Below are 22,117 nucleotides of genomic sequence, written 5' to 3'. Positions count from 1 at the left end.
CAACCGTCTACCAGGACACCAAAAATATTGACAACCGAAATAGTTAAGAGAGTTAATGGATCCATAAGCACAACAACATCCGCCCGGAGATCCGTCATGTATCCCAAGAACACCTGGTACGTTGCCTGCACCCCCGATGAAATCGCTGACAAACCTCTGGGCCGCCAGATCTGCGGCGAGAAGATGGTTTTCTACCGTGGGCATGAAGGCAAGGTCGCGGCCGTCGAGGACTTCTGCCCTCATCGCGGCGCCCCGCTCTCTTTGGGTTATGTCGAAAACGGTAACCTGGTGTGCGGCTATCACGGGCTGGTGATGGGGTGCGATGGCAAGACCGTCGAAATGCCCGGGCAACGGGTGCGAGGGTTCCCTTGCAACAAGACGTTTGCGGTGCAGGAGCGTCATGGGTTTATCTGGGTCTGGCCCGGTGACCAGGCCTTGGCTGACCCGACGCTGATTCATCATCTTGAATGGGCCGAAAGTGACGAGTGGGCTTACGGCGGCGGTCTGTTCCATATCCAGTGCGATTACCGCCTGATGATCGACAACCTGATGGACCTGACCCACGAAACCTACGTGCACGCCTCCAGCATCGGCCAGAAGGAAATCGACGAGGCGCCGCCGGTGACCACGGTCGAAGGTGACGAAGTGGTCACCGCCCGGCACATGGAAAACATCATGGCCCCGCCCTTCTGGCGCATGGCCTTGCGCGGCAACAACCTGGCCGACGACGTGCCGGTGGACCGCTGGCAGATCTGCCGTTTCACCCCGCCCAGCCACGTCCTGATCGAAGTCGGCGTGGCCCATGCCGGCAACGGCGGGTATCACGCCGCGCCGCAGTTCAAGGCGTCCAGCATCGTGGTGGACTTCATCACCCCGGAAACCGAGACATCCATCTGGTACTTCTGGGGCATGGCCCGGCACTTCCAGCCCCAGGACGAAGCACTGACCGCCAGCATTCGCGAAGGCCAGGGCAAGATTTTCAGCGAAGACCTGGAGATGCTCGAACGCCAGCAGCGCAACCTGCTGGATCACCCGCAACGCAGCCTGCTCAAGCTCAATATCGATGCCGGCGGCGTGCAGTCGCGTCGAGTGCTGGATCGTTGGATTGCCCGTGAGCGCGAGCCACAAGCGGGATTGATTGCCAGCACCCATCAGGGGGAGCAGCGAGCATGATTGAAGTCCAGGTCACGGCGCGACACAACGAAGCCCAGGACATTTGCAGCTACGAGCTGACGAGTGTCGACGGCCAGCCTTTACCGGCGTTCACCGCCGGTGCCCATATCGACGTACACCTGCCCAACGGCATGATTCGTCAGTATTCGCTGTGCAATCATCCCGAGGAACGGCATCGCTACCTCATCGGGGTGCTCAAGGATGCCGCGTCCCGAGGCGGTTCGCGCAATTTGCATGAACAGATTCTGCCAGGCGCGCGCTTGCTGATCAGCGAACCGCGCAACCTGTTCCCCCTTGCCCCCGAGGCTCGACGTAGCCTGCTGTTTGCCGGCGGTATCGGTATTACGCCGATCCTGTGCATGGTCGAACACCTGGCCCAGAGCGGTGCGGCGTTCGAGCTGCATTACTGCGCCAGGTCCAGGGAGCGTGCAGCCTTTATCGAACGCTTGCGGCAGTCGCCTTATGCCGACCGGGTGTTTCTGCATTTCGATGAAGAGCCTGCAACCATGCTGGACGCTGCCAGGGTCCTTGCCGCCCCCAGTGAGGATCTGCACCTCTATGTGTGCGGTCCCGGTGGCTTCATGCAGCATGTCCTCGACACCGCCAAGGTTCAGGGCTGGCGGGAAAGCTGTGTGCACCGCGAGTACTTTGCCGCTGCGCCCACCGACACCCGCTCGGACGGCAGCTTCTCGGTGAAAGTCGCCAGCAGCGGCCAGATCTTCGAAGTACCCGCCGACCGAAGCGTGGTCCAGGTGCTGGAAAGCCATGGCATCGAGATTCCGATCTCCTGCGAACAGGGCGTGTGCGGCACCTGCCTGACGCGTGTGCTGGAAGGTGTGCCGGAGCACCGGGACATGTTTTTGACCGAGGCTGAACAGGCTTGCAACGACCAGTTCACGCCGTGCTGCTCCCGCTCGAAGACGCCACTTTTGGTGTTGGATATCTGACCCAATACCCTGTGGGAAGAGCTTTGTGGGAGCAAAGCTTGCTCGCGATGGCGGCGACTCAGTCAGCATTGCTATCGGCTGACAGACGGCTATCGCAAGCAAGCTTAGCTCCCACAGCCGTATGCGCGCTCACTGCGACCGAACAATCACCTTCATCCGCTCATCAGCCAACGTCGAGCCGAACACCTCGGCATAACGCAAAGTCGCATTGGCATGTTCGCGCATGATTGCCTCGGCGCGGGCTCCCTGGCGATGGATCAGCGCATCGAACACCGAGTGGTGCTGCATGTGGGCGTAGTTGAAGCGGCGAAATTCGCCGGTCATGTTCTGACGATCCACCGCCAGGGCGGTGACTGAGGCAAATGGCAGGTGATCGTTGCGAGCCAGGGCATCGGCAATCGCCGGGTTATGGCTGCCCTCGACGATCACCTGATGAAAGCGCATGTTCAAGTCGTGATAGACCTCAAGGTCATCCTCGGTCACATAGCCCTTGGCAAACAGTTCGTCGCCCTGCACCAGGCATTGTTCAAGTGCCGCTCGCCCCTCTTCGGATAAGCCACGCTCGGCCGTTTGCCGCGCGGCCAGGCCTTCGAGCACACCACGCACCTCCACGGCCCCGGCGATTTCCTCGGCACTGACCGAGCGCACCTGGAATCCGCGACCACCGAAGCGCACCAGCAGCCCTTCCTGCTCCAGGGTACGAAACGCCATGCGCACCGGCATTCGCGAAACACCGAACAACTCAGCCGTGGGAATTTCCATCAAGCGCTCACCGCCCGCCAGCTCGCCTGAGGCGATCATCCTGCGCAATGCGACCAGCACCGTTTGGCCGGGCTTACTCATCCAGGTTCTTCCAGAGAAAACAGAGTCGCCATAGTAGAAGGCTTGGGACGGTGTGTCACGGCGGGGGTATGGAGCGAACGCAAGAGCAATCGAGCGCAGGAAAATCAGCGGGGCAGGCAGACCGCCATCGCGAGCAGGCTCGCCCCCACAAGGATCTATGGCAGACCCATTGTGGGAGCGAGCCTGCTCGCGATGGCGGCAGACCAGACAACATTGATGGCAAGCCTTGCTGTCACGGATTTTGGGTCTGGACCGACTAGTTCGCCCGCAGGATCGACAGATCTTCGCCGCAATACAGCGCCTCGACTTTCGCCGCGCGCCATTGCAACACCGCCCGTTGGTTGATCGAGCCCTTGTCGGTGATTTCACCACGGTCGATGGAGGGTGGCTCATCGAGCAAGGCAATCCACTCTACGCGGCTGGCGTTGCCGCTTGCCTCGCGGTTAAGACGTTGCAGCCAATCGGCAAACCACTGGCGTACCGGTGGGCTGGCCAAGACCTCGGCATCGCTGGCGCTCGGGGACAGGCCTGACAAGCGCCGGCATTCAGCCAGCCGTGGGAACACCAGCGCGCCCAGGCACTCGCGATCCGGCGCGGTCACCACCAGGTCCTGGACGTACGGGGTCCCCTCCAGCACCGCTCGGTTGCGCAGCGGCCCGACACTGACGAACACCCCGGAGGACAGCTTGAAGTCCTCGGCTATCCGTCCGTCAAACATCAGGCCCAATTGCGGGTCATGGGGATCGGCCAACTTGATCGCATCGCCCGAACAGTAAAAACCGTCTTCGTCGAACACCTCAGCGGTCTGCTGCGGCGAGCGCCAGTAGCCGGGCATGATGTGCGGTCCGCGGAAGCGCCCTTCGAACTTGCCGTCCACCGGCACCAGCCGCACCTCGCAGCCGGGTGCCGGCAAGCCGATGTAACCGGCCATGGACAACGGCCCGGTGGTAAAAGTGCAGGACGGCGACGCCTCCGTCATGCCCAGCCCGGCCATCATGCGAATGCGTTCGCCGCAATGCTGTTCGGCGACCTTGTCGAGCCGGTCCCAAGTACTTTGGGACAGACCCGCTGCGGCAAAAAAGAACAGACTGATGCGCTCGAAGAACCGCTCGCGCAACTCGCCGTCTTGCTCCAGGGCACTGACCAACTCTTCCCAACCTTTGGGCACGGTCAGGTACGCAGTGGGAGAAATCTCCTTGAGGTTGCGCAAGGTTTCGGCGAAGCCCTGGGCGGTGGGCTTGCCGTCGTCCAGGTAAAACGTGCCGCCGTTGTACAACACGATGCCGACGTTGTGACTGCCACCGAATGTGTGGTTCCACGGCAACCAATCCACCAATACCGGCGGCGCTTCACCGAACACCGGAAAGGTCTGCAACAGCATTTGCTGATTGGCGCAGAGCATGCGTTGGGTAGTGATCACAGCCTTGGGCAGCTTGGTGGAGCCCGAGGTGAAGAGAAACTTGGCAATGCTGTCCGGTCCGGTGGCGGCAAAGGCCCGCTCGGCCTCAATACCACCGGGTTGCGCCAGCAGGCTGGCAAAGCTTGCCCTGGACCTTGCGGCCATTTCCCCACGTACCGTGATCAAGGGAATGTCCGCCGGCAACACCGCATTGATCGCCCGCTCAAACGGCGCGGCCTCGCTGACAAACACCAGCCCCGGCTGCAACAAATCGCAAACGTGCCGCAGCTTGGCGAAATCCTGGGACAGCAACGAATAGGCCGGCGACACCGGGCAATAAGGGATCCCGGCGTACATCGCGCCAAGGGCCATTTGCAGGTGCTCGATGTCATTACCCGATAGCAGCGCCAGGGGCTTTTCGGCTGACAGGCCATAGCTCAACAAACCTTGAGCGATGGCCCGCACGCTGTCGAGCATCTGAGCATAGCTGACTCGACGCCAGTCCCCGCCCGCCTGGCGGGCTGCAATAAAGGTCTGTTGCGGGCGCACCTCGGCCCAATGCACCAGGCGATCAAGCAAGCGCGTCGGCAACGCAGCCAACGGCTCCAGGGAGCGCATGTGCAGGATGCCCTGCTCTTCTCTGACTTCAACGGCTGGATGACCAATCGACACCTGGCGATAGCGCCCGGGGCCGGCTCGGGAGGACGATCTGAACTCAACACTCACGTACATTTCCTCCATCAAGGCACGCCGAACCCGCGCGAAGCGAGCGGAGCGTGGCAGCATCTGGCTGCGGCCTTGTTATTGTTATGTCTGGCCTGCATCGGGCCGGCGATGTCCACGCGCCGCCGCCCGCAATGCGACGGATATCAGATCGGGTAATGCCGGGCGCCGTTCTGCATCGTCACCCAGCGCAACTGGGTGAAATGCTCGATGGACGCCTTGCCGCCAAAACTGCCGTAACCGCTGGACTTGACCCCACCGAAGGGCATCTGCGCCTCGTCGTGCACGGTCGGACCATTGATGTGGCAGATGCCCGACTCGACCCGTTGGGCCAAAGCCAACGCCCGAGTGGTATCGCGGCTGAAAATGGCTGCCGAAAGGCCGAACTCGGAGTCGTTGGCCAGACGCAACAAGGCTTCGTCGCCTTCACCACGCAGCAACACGGCCACCGGACCGAAAGATTCTTCGCGGTACAGGCGCATGTCTGGAGTGACGCCGTCGAGCAAGGTCGGCTGCAGAATGCTGCCGTCCAGTTGCCCTCCCGCCACCAGCGTCGCGCCTTTAGCCAAGGCATCGTCGATCAACCCCTTGATACGCTGGCCGGCACTGACGTCTACCAGCGAACCCAATACCGAATCACCGGCCGCAGGATCACCGGCACGCAAGGTGGCGATCTTGGCGCTCAGCCGGGAAACAAAGGCATCGGCCACGCTGGCATCGACGATCAGCCGCTCGGTGGACATGCAAATCTGCCCCTGATTGAAGTACGCCCCGAAGGCGGCGGCTTCTACCGCTGCATCCAAGTCAGCGTCATCCAGCACCAGCAACGGCGCCTTGCCGCCCAGTTCCAGTAATGCCGGCTTGAGGTGGCGCGCCGATAGTTCGCCAACGATGCGCCCGACATGGGTCGAGCCGGTGAAATTGACCCGGCGTACCGCCGGGTTGGCGATCAGCCGCGCGACAATGGCCGGCGCATCTGCCGGGGCATTGCAGATGACATTGACCACGCCATCGCCCAGTCCGGCGTCCTGCAATACCTGGCCAATCAAGCGGTGCACCGCCGGGCTGATTTCAGAAGCCTTGAGCACCACGGTGTTGCCGCAGGCCAGCGGCATGGCGATGGCGCGGGTGGCGAGAATCACCGGGGCATTCCACGGCGCGATACCCAGCACCACGCCGCAAGGCTGACGCAGGGCCATGGCAAAACTGCCGGGCAAATCCGAAGGAATGATTTCGCCGTTGATCTGGGTGGTCATGGACGCGGCTTCGCGCAGCATATTCGCCGCCAGATGCACGTTGAAACCGTACCAGTTGGCCATGGCGCCCGTCTCGCCGGCAGCGGCGATGAACTCGCCAGTGCGCGCCTGCAATTGCTCGGCGGCACGCAGCAGACGCGTGCGGCGCTCATTGGGCGCCAGCGCTGCCCAGACGGGAAACGCAGCTTGCGCGGCGGCCACGGCGGCGTCGGCATCCTCCAGCGTGGCAGCCGCCACACGGGAGACCACTTCACCGGTTACCGGATTGCAACGCTCGAAAGTCCGACCGTCACGGGCGGGGCACGACTGGCCGCCGATCAACAGGGGCACGTCCAGCATGATGGTGATTCCTCTTTATTGTCTTTATAGGGAACACATTCACAGTAGCGCCAAGGGCTTTTGAACAACAGCCTGCGGGCGCAGGATAGGCACCCGCCGCGCCGTCGTCTCAGCGCTTGTAGGTCTGCAACCCCGGCTTGATGCTCTTGTCGTCGAGGAACTGCTTCATCCCCTGCTCGCGACCACCCTCGGTGTCGAGCAGGCGCGACTGATCGAGCTTGGCGTACAGGTAATCCTCATTCTGCTCCCAGGTCAGTTCGCGGCAGCGTTTGAACCCGTGCTTGGCTGCTCGCAACACCACCGGGTTTTTCTCCAGCAGGTTACGCGCCAGCTCAACGGTGACTTCGCGCAGTTGCGCCAGGGGCACGCTTTCGTTGACCAGTCCCATCTCGGCGGCTTTCTGCCCGCCAAAGGTCTTGCCGGTCATGATGTAGTACAGCGACTGGCGATGGCCCACGGTATCAGCCATGGCCTTGCTGACCAGATTACCGGGCGGGATGCCCCAGTTGATTTCCGAAAGGCCGAAGGTCGCCTCGTCAGCGCAGATCGCCAGGTCACACGCCACCAGCGGGCTGAAGCCGCCACCGAAGCACCAACCATTGACCATGGCAATGGTCGGCTTGGCGTACATGCGCAGCAGTTTCCATTGCCACTGGGAGGCTTCGCGACGGATTTTTTCTTGCAGGATTTCAGGCCCGGCATCCACTTCGCGGAAATACTCCTTGAGGTCCATGCCGGCCGTCCAGGCATCACCGGCCCCGGTCAGCACCAGTACACCGGCGGCCGGGTCCTGCTCCAGGGTTTCCAGCACGTCGATCATCTCGCGATTGAGCGTCGGACTCATGGCGTTGCGTTTTTCCGGACGATTGAGGGTGACCCAGGCAATGCCTTCCTCGATATCGACCTTGACCGTTTTCCAGCGACCTTCGTAATTGCTCATGGCGGGCGTGCTCTCTTGTTCTTGGCTGAAGATGAGCAAAAATTAAACTCGAAAACTAGTTATGTCAATTAACTATTAATCCATTTATCTGTATTTTTCCCAACGGACAGGACAAAGCGACAAATCACGATTTCGATATCCACCATAGCCATCGCGCTTCAACCTCGGCAAAATGGATAGCCTTGTTAATCACTCACCTTGAGGATGCTCCCTCCGATGGCCAAGTCTTCCAAGCTTGCCGAACCCGCCGAGCCCCAGGCCAGCGGTACCGACGCACAGGCCCCGCTGGACTCCGCGCTGGATGATCTGATCGGTTACGCCCTGCGTCGCGCCCAGTTGAAACTGTTCCAGAACCTGATCGGTCGACTCGCCATCCACGATCTGCGGCCCGCCCAATTTTCGGCCCTGGCGATCATCGACCAGAACCCCGGCCTGATGCAGACCGATCTGGCCAAGGCCCTGTCGATCGAACCGCCGCAAGTCGTGCCCCTGTTGAACAAGCTGGAAAGCCGGGCACTGGCCGTGCGGGTGCGGTGCAAGCCCGACAAACGCTCCTACGGGATATTCCTGAGCAAAACCGGCGAAACCCTGCTCAAGGAACTCAAGCAAATCGCCGCACAGAGCGACCTGGACTCCACCTCAACGCTTGACGGTGCCGAGCGCGAAGAATTGCTGCGCCTGCTCAAGAAGGTTTACCAGGCATAGAAAAACGGGCGCCAGCGTTTACAATCGCCGCCTTCTCCTACTACCCAAGGAATCGCCATGTCCGGGCTTGAACTGTTTGCCGCAGCCCTCGGCGTGATTGCTGTCTGGTTGACCGTCAAGCAGAACCCCTGGTGCTGGCCGATCGGCCTGGTCATGGTGCTGCTCTATAGCTGGATCTTCTTCGAAGTGAAGCTGTACTCGGACATGTTGCTGCAGTGTGTCTACGCCGTACTGCAACTCTATGGCTGGTACCAATGGACTCGTGCGGGGCAGCATCATGAGGGGCGACAAATCACCCGTCTGGGCGCGCCTTCAGTATTGCGTGGCCTGGCGGTCGGCGCGGCAGGCAGCCTGATGCTGGGTGCTGCCATGGCGCACTGGACCGACGCCGCCCAGCCCTGGCTCGACGCTGCACTCACCGGTTTCAGTCTCGTGGCGCAGTGGTGGATGGCGCAAAAACGCGTGCAATGCTGGCCGTTGTGGATCGCCCTGGACATCATCTTCGTGGGCTTGTTCATCTACAAGGACCTGTACCTGACCGCTGCGCTCTACGCTTTGTTCACCCTGTTGGCCGTACAAGGCTGGCGCGAATGGCGCGCCGACCCGGTCCTGCGCACATGAAGGTGATGGTGCTCACCGGCCCGGAGTCCAGCGGCAAGAGCTGGCTGGCGGCGCAGTTGCAGGAGCACTTCGGCGGCTTGCGGGTGGACGAATACGTTCGCCACTTCATGGAGCAGAATCCGCGTGAGACCCGCCTGTCAGACATCACCGATATCGCCGCAGGACAGTTGGCCTGGGAAGACGCAGCCCGCGCCGGTAAACCACCGCTGTTGATCCTCGACACCCACCTGTTGAGCAACATCCTCTGGAGCCAAACCCTGTTCGGCGACTGCCCAAGCTGGCTGGAGCCGGCCTTGCTGGCACGCCATTACGACTTGCACCTGCTGCTGAGCCCGCAACAGGTCGAATGGACGGGCGACGGCCTGCGCTGCCAACCCGAGCTGGAAGACCGAATGAGGTTTTTCGAGGCTATCGAGCAATGGCTGGTTCGGCATCAGCAACCCTTCCAGGTTATTGAAGGCGATTGGGCGCAACGTCGGGAACGGGTGTTTGCAACCGTGACTCGACTGCTCCAAGCCTGATTTACCCCTCTGTTTGTACCACTCTTGAAACACCCCAGTCGTGGCAAACCCGGCTCCAGAGCACTTCGATGGTTTTTCCAGTGCCTTTGTCAGGTTCTTGAAACACCTGCTGCGAAGCCTTGAACCAGAGCCAAGCGATAGCGCCCGGCCATTAGCCTTCTATCGGCCTGTCTCACGGATGAAACAGGTGCTGGGCGAAATTCCTCTGAAATATACCAACCCATTGAATTTGATAGATTTTTTATAACCGGCACAACACCTGCTCTTCCTCCTTCGCAACGCTGGACCAAGGCCAGCCCACCGAAGAAGGAATCGATGCCGTGGGGACTTTCAATAGAAGCTTGACCTGCATGCTGTTGATCGGCTGCGCCGCTGGCGCGACGTTCAGCCTCCCTGTGCAGGCCGAGGGCAACGGCGTCATTGTGCTCACCCGTGACGTACAGCCCGTTCATATCGGTCGCAACGGTGGCAAAGACCCCTACCCGAGCACCGTCAACGCCAACCCATCTGATCGAGTCAATCAAGCGACCGCCAGCATTGAGCTGAGCGACGGCGAATTCGCCAGCGTCGCCAGCGGCTCGTCGATCCGCAACGCCGTGAACCCGAACAACACCGGCGTACAAGGTCTGAACATCGTGACCAACCCCAACGGCTTGCCGGGCATGCGCGCCGGTCACGGTGGCGGCAACGGTGGTGCCATCTCCGGCACGATCAACCGCTCGCTGAGTTCAGGGCTGGCCCCGCTGGGCCGGCTGGCCGGAGGTCAGTGACATGAAGCCAACCCTATTTCTGCTTGCCCTGCTCGGCTCGTCCACCGCGTTCGCCGATCCGGGCGCGGCGGTGATCAGCAATGCCAATCTGCAGGATTCCGGCAGCCGCTATACCGGCAACTTCAACGTCAACCAGGCCGCTGGCGATCAGACCCAGCAGACCAACACCCGGGCCATCGCCATCGGCACTCACGCCCAGGCCACCACTGTCGTGCGTCAACGACTGGACACCGCGGCCGACCCGTCGATGAACGCAACGGCCCGCATCGGCGGCAGCTCATTTAGCAACGGCAACGGAGTACTGGGCGTGAACCAGTCCGCCGGCGCCAACAACCAGATGGCCAATGTCATGCGGGTGGGCATCAGTGCCCGGCCGCAGAGCATCGACGATAGCGCCCTTTCTCAACAGAACGTGGCGCTGTTACCAAACTCAGGAGCAACTGGCACCCCAACCGGCAGTCGCCAGGTCGTCACCAGCGACCAGGCCTTCACCGGCAGCCGAGGGGTTATCCAGGTGAACCAGAGTGCCGGGGTGGGGAACCGCATGGCTAACACCCTGAGCATCCGGGTCGCTGACTGACCCGAAAAACGTGGGCATAAGAAAGTACTGACACTTAACCAACGACACGCAAGGAGAAACACCATGAAACCAACAATGGCACTTAAACCATTGGTTTTCGCTCTCGCCGCTGTCATGGCAATGGCTGCACAGGCTGATGGAAACGGACGTGGCAACGGGCATGGCAATCACGGTCCGCAAGGTCCGTCGTTTGAACAACTGCTTTCGATCACCGCCGGGGCTAGCGCGACCGTGATGGATGAGCAGAACAGCGACGGCAACGTGGTGACCAACCAGGCCACCCGCAACACGGCTGAAGCCGCTGACTCGCTCAATGGCAGCAACGGCAATATGGGCGCCAACATCGCCGCCGGCGATGGCAACCAGCAGGACAACGCCGCCGCCATTGCCACCGCTGACGAAGCATTCATCTTCGGCTCGGCGGTCGCGACCTCCAGCGCCATGCAGGTCAATAACAATAACTACGTCAAAAACAACTCGACCCGAAACAACGCCTCGCTCACCAATGCGGGCAACAATGGCTCCGGCAACATCGGCATCAACGTGACGGCCGGCAACTTCAACCAACAGAAAAACAACCTGGCCATCGCTGTATCGGGCGGACGTGTCGCAGAGGCCGCAGCCTCGGCTGATCAGTCTTCCACCGGCCTTGTGGTCGACAACAAGGGCGTACGGACCTACAAGACCGACACCCTCACCAGCACCTATGCCGCTTCCGGCACCTTCAAGGCCAAAGGCACCGGCACCGTCGAAGACGACGACCATGGTGGCTGGGGCAACAGAGGCGGATACGGCGGCGGTCACGATGACGACAAGTTCAAGTTCTCCGCCGTGGGCACTTTCGAACTGGCCGGCAGCAACACTCAACAAGTGCTGACCCGCGATGGCTGGAAAAACCCTGTCATCAACAACGCGACCATGACCAACTCCATGAACGGCTTCTCCGGTAACGGCGGCGCCAACGTGTCGGCGGGCGTGGGCAACCAGCAAAGCAACTCGCTGTCCATTTCGGCCGGTTGCAGGGCTTGCATGTAAGCGCGATCGAAACGAAGCCCCGGAAACGGGGCTTCTTTCCCAGGTGTGCATAAGGCGTATCGATCATGCGAGCGGCAGCCCTTTCTCTGCTCCTTTGTCTGGCCGGCGTGGCTGAAGCTGCGCAAATGCCGGTCGCTGCCCTACCCGGCGGCATGTTGGTCTACAAGCCAGTACAGAGTGTGCGCGAGCGCAAGTTCAGTGACATCGTCGAACAGAAAACCGATTTCAGTTGCGGCGCCGCCGCGCTGGCCACGGTACTGCGCCAGGCCTATTGGCTTGACGTGGATGAAGAGCACGTCATCAAGGGCATGCTGGTCAAAGCCGACCATGACCTGGTCCGCACCCAGGGATTTTCCATGCTCGATATGAAGCGCTACGTGGAAAGCATCGGCATGCGCGCCCGGGGCTACCGGATACCGCCAGAAAAGCTCGAGGCAGTGACAATTCCGGTGGTGGTCCTGATGGACATCCGTGGCTACAAGCACTTCGTGGTATTGCAGCGAGCCGACCGGCAATGGGTCTATATCGCCGACCCCGTACTGGGGCACAAGCGCTACGCCCATGACGATTTCGTCAAAGGCTGGAACGGCATCGTGTTTGCCATCGTCGGCCCGGGTTACGACAAGACCAACGCACTGCGTACCCCTCCGCAACCGCTGACGGCGCGTAACAAACTGGACGGGTTCAATCCGGTCAAAGATGCAGAGCTGATGGATTTTGGTTTCATACAGAGCGACTTTTTCTAATCGCCGACCAATCGCCAACCATAAGTACAAAAGGAGCAGGAAGCTCCGGGAGCAGCACATGAAAACTTCACGCTGGCTGGTGTTTGCCAGCCTTGCCGCGGCTGTGTCGGGCCATGCCCACGCCGGATTCAAACCCATCGAAGTCAAGGATCAGGAGCTTGCCGAACTGCGTGGACGCTATGTCATGCCCGGACGGGTCATCAGCTTCGGCATCGTCATGAGCAGCACCTGGCGCAACGCCAGTGGCGACCTGATTGGTGCGAGCAGTTCCATGCAAATCCAGGCGGCCACCGTCAAACCCCAGTTCTATGTCTCAACGATCAAGCAGACCGGCAATGGCCAAGCCCCGCAACAGGGCAGCGGCAACATTGTCGGTGGCGCGGGCCTGGCCGGTGGCCAGGGCGTGACCCAGAGCGTGCGCGCCGCGGGCGATGGCAATTCCGCCTACAACAACGTCAGCATCAACGTCAGGGAAAGCAACCAGGCACCCGCATTGGTGCCTGCTCAAGGCCAACTGCTGAGCAAAGGCCAAACCATCAGCGGCAGCAACGCCGCCGGCAGTGTCGCGGTCACCGCCACCGGCAGCGGCGTGCAGATGGCGATCCAGGCCAACCACAACCAGGGTAGCTCTCTGCAACAAGTCGCCCAGGGCGGCTTGCTGCAAAACACTCGCTTGCTGGGTAACAGCAACCTGGTCAACAACATGACGCAACTCAACGTGGTGTTGAACAACAACGGCCTCAGCGCCGGAGCTTTGGACTGCAACCTGACCCAGCTGCGCGGACTGCGCAATCTCGGATATTGAACTACGCTGCCTTGCGACCACTGGGCAAATAGGGACGGCATATTTCATGTATCGATCCGTATCGTTGCGCGCTGTGATGTGCGTAAGCACTCTTTTACCGGCGCCCCTGCTGCAAGCAGCACCTGACGCCGACATTCAAGCACTGAAGCAGGAGCTTCTCGAGCTCAGACAACGATACGAGGTCCAGCAAAGAGCCCTGGCGGTACTCGAACAGCGAGTCCGCCAGGTCGAGGATCAACCCGCTGCTCCCCCGCCCAAGCGCCTGGCCAAATCCCCAGCCGACATGAAAGGCAACCAGACTGCGGCTGGCGGCGCAGCGGCCGGTGGCAGCGGTTACGGGCAGTCTCTGGCCGATGATTCACAGCCCGCCCAGAGTGTCTCCAACCTCTATGACGAGGCCAGCGGCTTTTTTGGCGGTGGCAAGTTCAGCTTCGAAACCGGCGTGACCTACTCGCGCTACGACACACGACAATTGATTCTGAACGGCTTCCTGGCCCTGGACTCGATTTTCCTGGGCAACATCAACCTGGACAGGATCAAGGCCGACACCTGGACCCTGGACCTCACCGGCCGTTACAACTTCGACAATCGCTGGCAGTTCGACCTCAACATACCAGTGGTCTACCGCGAATCCACCTATCAGTCCGGCGGTGCCAACCAAGGGGCAGCCGGGGTGACCAGCGAAGAAACCGTTACCCGCGATCCCACCATCGGTGACGTCAACTTCGGCATCGCCTACAAGTTCATGGACGAATCGATCAACAGCCCGGACGCGGTGCTCACTCTGCGCGTCAAGGCACCAACCGGCGAGGAGCCGTTCGGCATCAAGCTGCGCCAATCCCAGGCCAACACCAACCTGTTCGTGCCTGAAGAACTGCCCACCGGCAACGGCGTATGGTCGATCACACCCGGGATCTCGCTGGTCAAGACCTTCGATCCGGCAGTGCTGTTCGGCAGCCTTTCCTACACCCATAACTTCGAAGAGTCCTTCGACGACATAAGCTCCACCGTCAACCAGAGGATACCGGGCAAGGTGCGGATCGGCGACAGCTTCCAGATCGGCGCGGGCATTGCCTTCGCGCTGAACGAGAAGATGAGTATGTCGTTCTCGGTTTCCGACCTCATACAAAAGAAAAGCAAGCTCAAACAGGACGGCGGGGATTGGGAATCGGTGGTTTCCAGCGACGCCAATGCCGGCTACTTCAACATCGGCATGACCGTAGCCGCCAGCGACAACCTGACCATCGTCCCCAACCTGTCCATCGGTCTGACCGACGATGCACCGGACTTCACCTTTAGCCTGAAATTCCCGTATTACTTCTAACGCAGTGCCCTGTAGGAGCGAGCCTGCTCGCGATAGTGGTAGATCAGTGACCTGTTGGTGACTGACACACCGCTACCGCGAGCAAGCTCGCCCCCACATCGAATAGTGCAAGGCTTGATTCAGCGGATTTGATGCTTGTGCAGAAGCCGGTAGAACGTCGGCCGGGATATGCCCAGCACGCGGGCAGCAACACTCAGGTTGTCACTGTGCCGGTTAAGCACATCGCTCAGCGCCTGGCGCTCAGCACGGGTCTTGTAGTCTTCAAGGGTGCCCATCGGCGCGACCGGCCCTTGATGGCCTGTCAGGCCAAGGTCCATCGCTTCGATCTGCCGCCCCTCGGCCAACACCAGGCCGCGACGTACCCGGTTGGCCAGCTCACGCACATTGCCCGGCCAGTCATGCTTGCCCATGGCCACCAACGCGTCTTCACTGAAACTGCGAGGCCGGCGACCGGTTTCCTGACTGTAGAAATGCGAGAAGTGGCTGGCCAGCATCGACAAATCGCCATGGCGTTCACGCAACGGCGCCATCAGCACCTGCAGCACGTTCAAGCGATAATACAGGTCTTCACGAAACAGCTTGTGCTCGATGGCGGCTTCCAGATCCACATGGGTGGCGGCCAAAATCCGCACATCGACGGCGATTGGCTGGCTGCCTCCGACCCGCTCGATGTGTTTCTCCTGCAGGAAACGCAACAGATTGGCCTGTAGCTCCAACGGCAGGTCGCCAATTTCATCCAGAAACAGGGTGCCGCCGTGAGCCGCTTCGATCCGCCCGATCTTGCGCTGATGGGCACCCGTGAAAGCGCCTTTCTCGTGCCCGAACAATTCCGACTGGATCAAGTGCTCCGGTATCGCGCCACAATTGATGGCAATGAACGGTTTGTTGCGCCGATGGGATTGGCGATGCAGCGTGCGCGCCACCAACTCCTTGCCGGTGCCGCTTTCACCGCGAATCAACACTGGCGATTCGGCAGGTGCCAGCTTGCTCAACAATTTGCGCAGCTCCCGAATGGGTTTGCTGTCGCCCAGTAATTCATGTTCGGGCTCATTGATGTGAATCGAGCCCTGTCCGCGCAAACGCGCCATGCCAAAGGCGCGGCCCAGAGTCACCTGAACCCGGGACACGTCGAATGGCAAGGTATGAAAATCAAAAAACCACTCGCAGACAAAGTCCCCCACATTCTTCAGACGCAACACTTCCTGATTCAGGACGGCGATCCACTCGGTGCCGCTGCGGCTGATCAACTCCTTGACCGCCTCCGGCCGTTCCAGATGAAAAGGTTGAAGTCGCAACAGGCCCACATCGCACGTTCGATCGCCCGCATGTTCCAGGGAACAGCTCTCAACGTCCCAGCCAATGGTGCGTAATCCGGGCAACAGGCGATGGCAATCATCGCAGGGATCAACCACGAGCAGACGACGCGACGTACTGGCTTCGATCATGACTGATCCTTGGCGCCAAAATAAGGAATATGAGGAAAAACAGTCGTTTGGCGAACCTGCATGTAACAGTAGCAAGAAGTTGACACCTGCTTGTATCAATTGATTATCGAGTTCGCTTTAAAGTGGTTATAAGCGCGTGTTTCGTTAGTTGTCGCCCGCTGGAATCTTTCATCAAGCTTTCAAACAAAAGTCCAAAAGCCGGGTCTGAAAGAAAATCGAAATTTATTTAAGGAATGTGTGACCTGCCCCCCCTTACAAGACATCAGTACAAGTAACCAGCCGCCCGGTACGCCCAACCGACGGCACATCATTTGATTGGGCATACTTAAGAGATAACGCCATGAACGCCCCGCTCCGTATCAACGAAGCTCTTTTGATTGCCGACCGCGCCTTTCGTCCTTTTCAATGCGTGGCCTGGGCTCCACAAGACGGTAATGGTGAACTGAGCCTGACCGTCATTGACCGCACCAATACTCATATTGGCCGCACTCAGATTCCAAGCAGTGCCTACACCGACCCGGCCCAACTGGCTGACTGCTTGAAACAGGCCCGTGCCGAGTTGAGCCAGGAAGGCTACACCCTGCAATCCTGGTCCATGCCTGAGTAAATCCTTAGCGGTAAACCTGATGATGGATTGCAGGCTTTGCACTGGATCGAAAAGCCAGTGTTCTGGCACGATTCGCTGCTGTTTCTGCAGAGTCTGATAGTTGTGCATTGTCACATTCAGGGATTGAATGTTGCCCTCATGCAGTCGTCGCCCCTCCGGGCTTATCGACACGCAAGGAGAGGCATGCATGCTCGATCAATCCGCGTTTGCAATGCCGACGGCCGCGACCTGTGCCGGCCATCTCGACCCAGGCTTTGCCGATAACGGTAAAGCCTGGTTGCATTTCACCGGTAGCCTCGGGAGCCTGACCACGGGCCTGACGGTCGATCATGCCGGAAGGATCCTGGTGGCAGCCCGGATCGAAACGACCGAAGGCAGCCGGTTCGGGCTTGCACGGCTCAACCACGACGGTTCGGCTGACGCGAACTTCGGACACCATGGCTATGTGATCGGCTCTTTTGAGCGCGGCTTCGAAGCCACGGCAGGCAAGGTGATGGAATTACCCGACGGCCGTATCCTGCTGTCCGGTCTGCACTACGAAAACAGCGACCGCACCCTGCCCGCCATCGCGCTGTTCGATCAGCAGGGCCGCGCCGTTCAAAGCTTCGGCAGCGCCGGGCGGCAGGTCATACGGCTGTGCGGCAACCTCTCCCAAGGTCTGCGCGACACCTGGCTCCCACCCGGCGTACCAGGTCTTGAAGCCTGTGACATGCGGGTGCAGACCGATGGCCGGATCCTCATCCTCGCCAACCATCATTACCAATTATCTGACCATGTCGGCATCCTGATCCGGCTCCTGCCGGACGGCGCATTGGACACTTCGTTCAACAACCGCGGCTTTGTGATGGTCCGGCATCTGTTGAAAAACACTTGGCTGGGTTGTGTGGCGCTTCAGGCCGACGGCAGCATCGTGGTCGGCGGAGTGATTGACTTGCCCCAACAAGGTTTGATGGCCCGCTATGATCCCAGCGGCACACTGGATGACAGCTTTGGCGAGGACGGTTTCCTGTCCATCACGACCCAGCAGCACAGCGTGATGGTCAGCCAGATCGTCCAACTTCCAGACGGTGATCTGCAAGCACTGGGCAGCAGCCGCGACCCGATGCATTGCCTGTCGCTAAGAGTGGGCAGGGACGGCAAACCGGACCCTCGCTGCAATCAAGGACAGTGTCAGTTCCTGAAATTTGGCAACAGCGCCAGTCAGTGGACGGCGGCCCAGCTTCAAGCGGACGCAAAGCTAGTGACCGCTGGGGCCACCATCGGCGGTATCGAAACGGACTTCGTTCTGGCCCGGCACTTGCCGGACGCCAGCCTCGACCCGGATTTCGGTGAGGGCAGCGGTTGGGTCCGCACTCGGCTGGGCTACAGCCTCGACACCGCCACATCCCTGGCGCTGCAGGCAGACGGAAAGATCCTGGTGGGCGGCTACTCTCTGCATGGCACGTATCGGGCGGTGGTGGTGCGGTACCGGCCCTGATGATTTGCGTGGTTCATCGAGCCAGAATGAATCGCTCGATTGCCAGCGCCGCACCGTCTTCGGTGTTGGCTGCGGTGATGACATCGGCCTGACGCTGAATCGCCGCCTCCGCCTGCCCCATGGCAATCGACAACCCCGCACGGTGAAACATCGCCGGATCGTTGCCACCGTCGCCCATGGCGGCAGTCTGTTCCAACGGCACCCCCAAGAACGCTGCCAGGGTCGCCAGCGCTTCACCCTTGTTTGCCCGCATCGCCGTCACATCCAGATAGATCGGTTGCGAACGCGAGACCTGAGCCTGGCCCTTGAGCAGCGGATGCAAGCGCGCCTCCAGCTCAACCAGTAGCTGCGTATTGGCGCTGGTGGCGACGATCTTGTCGATACGTTCCAGGTAAGGCTCGAAACTCTCGACTTGCACCGGCGGATAGCCAAGCCCACGCGTCTCCACCGGCACCATCGGACCGTTGGCGTCGCGCACCAGCCAGTCACCGTCGGCAAACACCCAGACCTCGATATCAGGCTGGTCGGCGTACAAGGCCAGCGTCGCCAAAGCCGCCTCAGGTGGCAGGTAGTGCACGGCGAGGAAACTGCCGTCCGGGTGGACCAGCGTACCGCCATTGAACGCGGCGGTAGGCAGGTCCACGCCCAAGGCTTCGATCTGCTGCAACATCGCCCGGGGCGGCCGCCCGGTGGCGAGGCTGAACATCACGCCCGCCTCGCGCAGCGAGCGAACGGCCTCGATGGTGCGCTGGTTGAGACTGTGGTCGGGCAGCAGCAGCGTGCCGTCCATGTCACTGAGTAAAAAGCGGATGGGGTGTTTCACCTGATCACTCATCGAGCGCATGCCAAACGCGGCCATCGCGTGTCAGCAGGTCATCTGCGGCCGACGGACCATCTTCACCGGCCTTGTAGAACTGGACCGTCGCGTCCTGTTGCCAGGCATCGAGGAACGGCTGGACCACACGCCAGCCGTTTTCAATGTTGTCGGCACGCTGGAACAAGGTCTGATCGCCGGTCAGGCAGTCATAGATCAAGGTTTCGTAGCCCGTGGACGGTTGCATTTCGAAGAAGTCCTTGTAGGCAAATCCCAGCTCAATATTCGCCATGTCGAGGGTTGGCCCCGGCCGCTTGGCCAGCAGGTCGAACCACATGCCTTCATTGGGCTGGATCTGGATTCTCAAGTACGTAGGTTGCAGTTCATCGACTTCGGTATCGCGAAACTGCGCGTAAGGCGCCGGTTTGAAGCAGATGACAATTTCCGTGTCCCGCACACTCATGCGTTTGCCTGTGCGCAGGTAAAACGGCACCCCGACCCAACGCCAGTTATCGATCATCACCTTGAGGGCGACGTAGGTTTCGGTATTGCTGTCGGGCGCGACATTGGCTTCCTCGCGGTAACCATTGACCGGTCTGTCGCCGACGTGGCCTGCGGTGTACTGGCCACGCACCGAGTTGGCGCGGGCCTGCTCCACCGACCAGGGGCGAATGGCCCCGACCACCTTGGCCTTCTCACCACGCACCGCATCGGCGCCAAAGGCGGCCGGCGGTTCCATGGCCACCATCGCCAGCAACTGGAACAAGTGGTTGGGCACCATGTCCCGCAGGGCGCCGGTGTGTTCATAGAAACTGCCACGGGTTTCCACGCCAACGGTTTCTGCGGCGGTGATTTGTACGTGGTCGATGTAGTGATTGTTCCAGAAGGCCTCGAACAGGCTGTTGGAAAAACGGCTGACCAGAATGTTCTGCACCGTTTCCTTGCCTAGGTAATGGTCGATCCGGTAGATCTGTTTTTCGCTCATGACTTTGAGCAGGCAGGCATTGAGCGCTTCGGCGGTTTGCAGGTCGGAACCGAACGGTTTCTCGATCACCACACGCCGGAAGGCATCATCCTGTTCCTGAAGCAGCCCAGCCGCGCCAAGGCGGCGGACCACTTCACTGAAAAAGCGCGGCGCGGTCGCCAGATAGAAAACCGCGTTGCCGGTGCCACTGGCGGCGATTTTCGCCGTCAGTGCTTGGTAGGTGCTGTCGTCGAGGAAGTCACCCTGAACATAACTGATGCCCCGAGCCAGGCTGGCCCACAGCACCGGGTCGAGCGCCCGGTCGGCATCACCGCCCTTGCTCGCCGCCTGGTGACGGATGAAATCCTCGAGTTTCCGGGCGAAGTCCACATCACTGATAGCATTATGGTCAACGCCAATGATCTGCAGGCCATCCCCCAGCAGCCCGTCGCGACTGAGGTGGTACAGCGCCGGCATCAGCAGACGCTTGACCAGATCACCATGGGCGCCGAACAGAAACAGCGTGGTCGGCGGCGCGGGTTCTGCCTTGGATTTCCTGCCGATCGAGGTCATTTTTTCGGCGTCTCCACGTGACCACCGAAGCCAAAGCGCATGGCCGAGAGCATCTTGTCACCGTAGGTGCTCTGCTGGCGCGAGCGGAAACGGGCGAACAATGAACTGGAGAGCACCGGCACCGGCACCGCTTGCTCAATGGCCGCTTCGATGGTCCAGCGCCCTTCACCACTGTCGGCAACCTCACCGGAGAAGCCGTCCAGCTTCGGATCGCTGGCCAAGGCGTCGGCGGTCAAATCCAGCAGCCAGGACGACACCACACTGCCGCGACGCCAGACTTCGGCGATATCGGCCACGTTCAAGTCAAATCGCTGCTCAGGTGGCAGGCTTTCGCTGGATTTGGTCTTGAGGATGTCAAAGCCCTCGGCGAAGGCCTGCATCATTCCGTATTCAATGCCGTTGTGGATCATCTTCACGAAATGCCCCGAACCGGCCGGGCCCGCGTGGATGTAGCCGCGTTCAGCGCGATCATCGTCGGACTTGCGGTCCCGGGTGCGCGGGATATCGCCCATCCCTGGTGCCAGGCTGTCAAACAAGGGGTCCAGGCGCTTCACCACTTCGGCGTCACCCCCAATCATCATGCAATAACCGCGTTCCAGGCCCCAGACGCCGCCGGAAGTGCCGACGTCGATATAATTCAGGCCCTTGACCGACAACGCCTGCGCGCGACGGATGTCATCCTTGTAGTACGTGTTACCGCCATCAATGATGACGTCGCCCGGCTCCAGCAACTCGCTGAGAGCGTTAATCGTGTCTTCGGTGGGTGCGCCGGCAGGCAACATGACCCAGACAGCCCGTGGTTTTTCCAGACCGGCCACCAGTTGCGGCAGATCCGCGACGCCCGTTGCGCCCTCCTGGCTCAGGTTTTCAACAAAGGCGGCATTGCGATCGTAGACGACGGTGGTATGCCCATTGAGCATCAGGCGCCGCGCAATATTGCCGCCCATGCGGCCCAGTCCAATGATCCCGAGTTGCATGTGCTGATGCTCCCTACTACAAATAAAGGTGTGTCAAAGGTTTAGCTCAATCGACGAGTGGAGGTTAGTCCAGAGCATTGCTGCATAGTTTCCGGGTAATTCGAGCGATCACAAGGGATAACGCTCCAGATCCGGCCAAAGACACAGCGACCATGAAAAATAAAAAAGTTCCAATCACAAGCAAAAGAAATCAGAATCGGCGCCGATAGTAGAGGTGTCGACCAAATACTGGCGACATCTCTATAGTTGATGTACGCCATTTGCGAGGTGAGCAATGGACTCCGTAGTTACCGCACGTCCTCCCCAAACCCTTTACGTGACCATTCGTCGCGACGAATTACGCCTGCTCAAAGAAGAGCGTGATCTGCTGCTTGATGAGGTGACGCAATTGCGCATGCAGTTGCAACACTCCCAGCTGTCCCATCAGAGCCAGGCCCTGGCTCGGTAACCCCCGAGCAGAGGCGCGGCGCCGGAAGTGGCACTGGACAAACCGGTGTCATTTCCATGCATACCCATCCGTGCCAAGGGCATGT

Annotated in this window: 22 protein-coding genes; 14 read left to right on the top strand and 8 right to left on the bottom strand. The window is 60.4% G+C overall.

The features are described from left to right. The first annotated feature begins 96 nt into the window (after positions 1-96). Complete coding sequence (locus QOM08_RS13415) at positions 97-1,173, top strand: aromatic ring-hydroxylating oxygenase subunit alpha (RefSeq protein WP_047226530.1); 1,077 nt, start codon at positions 97-99, stop codon at positions 1,171-1,173. Continuing rightward, positions 1,170-2,120 (top strand): PDR/VanB family oxidoreductase, encoded by a 951-nt coding sequence (locus tag QOM08_RS13410; protein WP_316913161.1) that lies wholly within the window; start codon positions 1,170-1,172, stop codon positions 2,118-2,120. The genes QOM08_RS13415 and QOM08_RS13410 overlap by 4 nt, the downstream gene beginning before the upstream one ends. Positions 2,121-2,249: 129 nt before the next feature. Here QOM08_RS13410 and QOM08_RS13405 read toward each other — a convergent pair whose 3' ends face one another. From QOM08_RS13405 to QOM08_RS13390, 4 genes are all read right to left on the bottom strand, one after another. After that, positions 2,250-2,963, bottom strand: coding sequence for a GntR family transcriptional regulator (locus QOM08_RS13405; protein WP_316913160.1), 714 nt, complete (start codon positions 2,961-2,963; stop codon positions 2,250-2,252). A 256-nt stretch (positions 2,964-3,219) separates the two neighbouring features. Continuing rightward, on the bottom strand, positions 3,220-5,088 hold the full coding sequence (locus tag QOM08_RS13400; RefSeq protein WP_047226637.1) for a feruloyl-CoA synthase: 1,869 nt from the start codon (positions 5,086-5,088) through the stop codon (positions 3,220-3,222). A 143-nt stretch (positions 5,089-5,231) separates the two neighbouring features. Then, positions 5,232-6,680 carry an aldehyde dehydrogenase gene (locus QOM08_RS13395; protein ID WP_316913159.1) on the bottom strand — a complete coding sequence of 483 codons (1,449 nt, stop codon included), beginning with the start codon at positions 6,678-6,680 and terminating at the stop codon, positions 5,232-5,234. A gap of 109 nt (positions 6,681-6,789) precedes the next feature. After that, complete coding sequence (locus QOM08_RS13390; protein WP_003202420.1) at positions 6,790-7,620, bottom strand: p-hydroxycinnamoyl CoA hydratase/lyase; 831 nt, start codon at positions 7,618-7,620, stop codon at positions 6,790-6,792. Positions 7,621-7,836: 216 nt separating this feature from the next. Here QOM08_RS13390 and QOM08_RS13385 point away from each other — a divergent pair, with 216 nt between their 5' ends. The 9 genes from QOM08_RS13385 (at position 7,837) to QOM08_RS13345 (ending at position 14,727) form a co-directional block, all read left to right on the top strand. Further along, complete coding sequence (locus QOM08_RS13385) at positions 7,837-8,325, top strand: MarR family winged helix-turn-helix transcriptional regulator (RefSeq protein WP_047226534.1); 489 nt, start codon at positions 7,837-7,839, stop codon at positions 8,323-8,325. 57 nt (positions 8,326-8,382) lie between these two features. Further along, positions 8,383-8,946 (top strand): nicotinamide riboside transporter PnuC, encoded by a 564-nt coding sequence (gene pnuC, locus QOM08_RS13380; RefSeq protein ID WP_047226535.1) that lies wholly within the window; start codon positions 8,383-8,385, stop codon positions 8,944-8,946. After that, the gene (locus QOM08_RS13375) at positions 8,943-9,467 is read left to right on the top strand and encodes an AAA family ATPase (RefSeq protein WP_047226536.1); all 525 of its coding nucleotides are present in this window, start codon (positions 8,943-8,945) and stop codon (positions 9,465-9,467) included. Before pnuC ends, QOM08_RS13375 begins: the two co-directional genes overlap by 4 nt. Before the next feature lie 320 nt (positions 9,468-9,787). Next, positions 9,788-10,237, top strand: a complete 450-nt coding sequence (locus QOM08_RS13370; protein ID WP_047226537.1) for a hypothetical protein — start codon at positions 9,788-9,790, stop codon at positions 10,235-10,237. A 1-nt stretch (position 10,238) separates the two neighbouring features. Beyond that, positions 10,239-10,817: an adhesin gene (locus QOM08_RS13365; RefSeq protein WP_139050352.1), complete on the top strand. Its 579-nt coding sequence runs from the start codon at positions 10,239-10,241 to the stop codon at positions 10,815-10,817. A gap of 63 nt (positions 10,818-10,880) precedes the next feature. Then, the gene (locus tag QOM08_RS13360) at positions 10,881-11,852 is read left to right on the top strand and encodes a hypothetical protein (protein WP_047226539.1); all 972 of its coding nucleotides are present in this window, start codon (positions 10,881-10,883) and stop codon (positions 11,850-11,852) included. A 65-nt stretch (positions 11,853-11,917) separates the two neighbouring features. After that, positions 11,918-12,598 carry a C39 family peptidase gene (locus QOM08_RS13355; RefSeq protein ID WP_139050353.1) on the top strand — a complete coding sequence of 227 codons (681 nt, stop codon included), beginning with the start codon at positions 11,918-11,920 and terminating at the stop codon, positions 12,596-12,598. A gap of 58 nt (positions 12,599-12,656) precedes the next feature. Beyond that, positions 12,657-13,403 (top strand): hypothetical protein, encoded by a 747-nt coding sequence (locus QOM08_RS13350; RefSeq protein ID WP_188251692.1) that lies wholly within the window; start codon positions 12,657-12,659, stop codon positions 13,401-13,403. Between the two features lie 46 nt (positions 13,404-13,449). Then, positions 13,450-14,727, top strand: a complete 1,278-nt coding sequence (locus QOM08_RS13345) for a transporter (protein WP_316913158.1) — start codon at positions 13,450-13,452, stop codon at positions 14,725-14,727. 119 nt (positions 14,728-14,846) lie between these two features. On the opposite strand, the gene QOM08_RS13340 is transcribed toward QOM08_RS13345, so the two are convergent. Then, positions 14,847-16,172, bottom strand: coding sequence for a sigma-54 dependent transcriptional regulator (locus QOM08_RS13340; RefSeq protein WP_047226543.1), 1,326 nt, complete (start codon positions 16,170-16,172; stop codon positions 14,847-14,849). 340 nt (positions 16,173-16,512) lie between these two features. On the opposite strand from QOM08_RS13340, the gene QOM08_RS13335 reads away from it, so the two are divergent. Beyond that, positions 16,513-16,779, top strand: a complete 267-nt coding sequence (locus QOM08_RS13335) for a hypothetical protein (RefSeq protein WP_047226544.1) — start codon at positions 16,513-16,515, stop codon at positions 16,777-16,779. A 187-nt stretch (positions 16,780-16,966) separates the two neighbouring features. Beyond that, a complete protein-coding gene (locus tag QOM08_RS13330; protein WP_316913157.1) occupies positions 16,967-18,256 on the top strand; it encodes a hypothetical protein in 1,290 nt (429 codons plus the stop codon). Positions 18,257-18,269: 13 nt separating this feature from the next. On the opposite strand, the gene QOM08_RS13325 is transcribed toward QOM08_RS13330, so the two are convergent. The 3 genes from QOM08_RS13325 to gnd are packed head-to-tail and all read right to left on the bottom strand — an operon-like array spanning position 18,270 to position 21,608. Further along, positions 18,270-19,091, bottom strand: a complete 822-nt coding sequence (locus QOM08_RS13325; protein ID WP_274090401.1) for an HAD family hydrolase — start codon at positions 19,089-19,091, stop codon at positions 18,270-18,272. Further along, positions 19,084-20,607 (bottom strand): glucose-6-phosphate dehydrogenase, encoded by a 1,524-nt coding sequence (gene zwf / locus QOM08_RS13320; protein WP_107322511.1) that lies wholly within the window; start codon positions 20,605-20,607, stop codon positions 19,084-19,086. Before zwf ends, QOM08_RS13325 begins: the two co-directional genes overlap by 8 nt. Next, a complete protein-coding gene (gene gnd / locus QOM08_RS13315) occupies positions 20,604-21,608 on the bottom strand; it encodes a phosphogluconate dehydrogenase (NAD(+)-dependent, decarboxylating) (RefSeq protein ID WP_260990091.1) in 1,005 nt (334 codons plus the stop codon). Before gnd ends, zwf begins: the two co-directional genes overlap by 4 nt. A gap of 250 nt (positions 21,609-21,858) precedes the next feature. Here gnd and QOM08_RS13310 point away from each other — a divergent pair, with 250 nt between their 5' ends. Then, positions 21,859-22,032 (top strand): DUF6026 family protein, encoded by a 174-nt coding sequence (locus tag QOM08_RS13310; protein WP_171061379.1) that lies wholly within the window; start codon positions 21,859-21,861, stop codon positions 22,030-22,032. Positions 22,033-22,117 lie beyond the last annotated feature (85 nt).

The organism is Pseudomonas sp. P105 (assembly GCF_032614175.1).
Taxonomy (GTDB): Bacteria; Pseudomonadota; Gammaproteobacteria; order Pseudomonadales; family Pseudomonadaceae; genus Aquipseudomonas; species Aquipseudomonas rhizophila.
Note: the sequence above shows the minus strand (reverse complement) of the source record. Positions and strands in the feature narration are given on the sequence as shown.

Excerpts from the sequence above, each read along its gene's own strand:
- QOM08_RS13415 (WP_047226530.1), top strand. The coding sequence starts at position 97 with ATGTATCCCAAGAACACCTGGTACGTTGCCTGCACCCCCGATGAAATC.
- QOM08_RS13410 (WP_316913161.1), top strand. The coding sequence starts at position 1,170 with ATGATTGAAGTCCAGGTCACGGCGCGACACAACGAAGCCCAGGACATT.
- QOM08_RS13405 (WP_316913160.1), bottom strand. The coding sequence starts at position 2,963 with ATGAGTAAGCCCGGCCAAACGGTGCTGGTCGCATTGCGCAGGATGATC.
- QOM08_RS13395 (WP_316913159.1), bottom strand. The coding sequence starts at position 6,680 with ATGCTGGACGTGCCCCTGTTGATCGGCGGCCAGTCGTGCCCCGCCCGT.
- QOM08_RS13390 (WP_003202420.1), bottom strand. The coding sequence starts at position 7,620 with ATGAGCAATTACGAAGGTCGCTGGAAAACGGTCAAGGTCGATATCGAG.
- QOM08_RS13385 (WP_047226534.1), top strand. The coding sequence starts at position 7,837 with ATGGCCAAGTCTTCCAAGCTTGCCGAACCCGCCGAGCCCCAGGCCAGC.
- pnuC (WP_047226535.1), top strand. The coding sequence starts at position 8,383 with ATGTCCGGGCTTGAACTGTTTGCCGCAGCCCTCGGCGTGATTGCTGTC.
- QOM08_RS13375 (WP_047226536.1), top strand. The coding sequence starts at position 8,943 with ATGAAGGTGATGGTGCTCACCGGCCCGGAGTCCAGCGGCAAGAGCTGG.
- QOM08_RS13365 (WP_139050352.1), top strand. The coding sequence starts at position 10,239 with ATGAAGCCAACCCTATTTCTGCTTGCCCTGCTCGGCTCGTCCACCGCG.
- QOM08_RS13360 (WP_047226539.1), top strand. The coding sequence starts at position 10,881 with ATGAAACCAACAATGGCACTTAAACCATTGGTTTTCGCTCTCGCCGCT.
- QOM08_RS13355 (WP_139050353.1), top strand. The coding sequence starts at position 11,918 with ATGCGAGCGGCAGCCCTTTCTCTGCTCCTTTGTCTGGCCGGCGTGGCT.
- QOM08_RS13350 (WP_188251692.1), top strand. The coding sequence starts at position 12,657 with ATGAAAACTTCACGCTGGCTGGTGTTTGCCAGCCTTGCCGCGGCTGTG.
- QOM08_RS13345 (WP_316913158.1), top strand. The coding sequence starts at position 13,450 with ATGTATCGATCCGTATCGTTGCGCGCTGTGATGTGCGTAAGCACTCTT.
- QOM08_RS13340 (WP_047226543.1), bottom strand. The coding sequence starts at position 16,172 with ATGATCGAAGCCAGTACGTCGCGTCGTCTGCTCGTGGTTGATCCCTGC.
- QOM08_RS13335 (WP_047226544.1), top strand. The coding sequence starts at position 16,513 with ATGAACGCCCCGCTCCGTATCAACGAAGCTCTTTTGATTGCCGACCGC.
- QOM08_RS13330 (WP_316913157.1), top strand. The coding sequence starts at position 16,967 with ATGCTCGATCAATCCGCGTTTGCAATGCCGACGGCCGCGACCTGTGCC.
- QOM08_RS13325 (WP_274090401.1), bottom strand. The coding sequence starts at position 19,091 with ATGAGTGATCAGGTGAAACACCCCATCCGCTTTTTACTCAGTGACATG.
- zwf (WP_107322511.1), bottom strand. The coding sequence starts at position 20,607 with ATGACCTCGATCGGCAGGAAATCCAAGGCAGAACCCGCGCCGCCGACC.
- QOM08_RS13310 (WP_171061379.1), top strand. The coding sequence starts at position 21,859 with ATGGACTCCGTAGTTACCGCACGTCCTCCCCAAACCCTTTACGTGACC.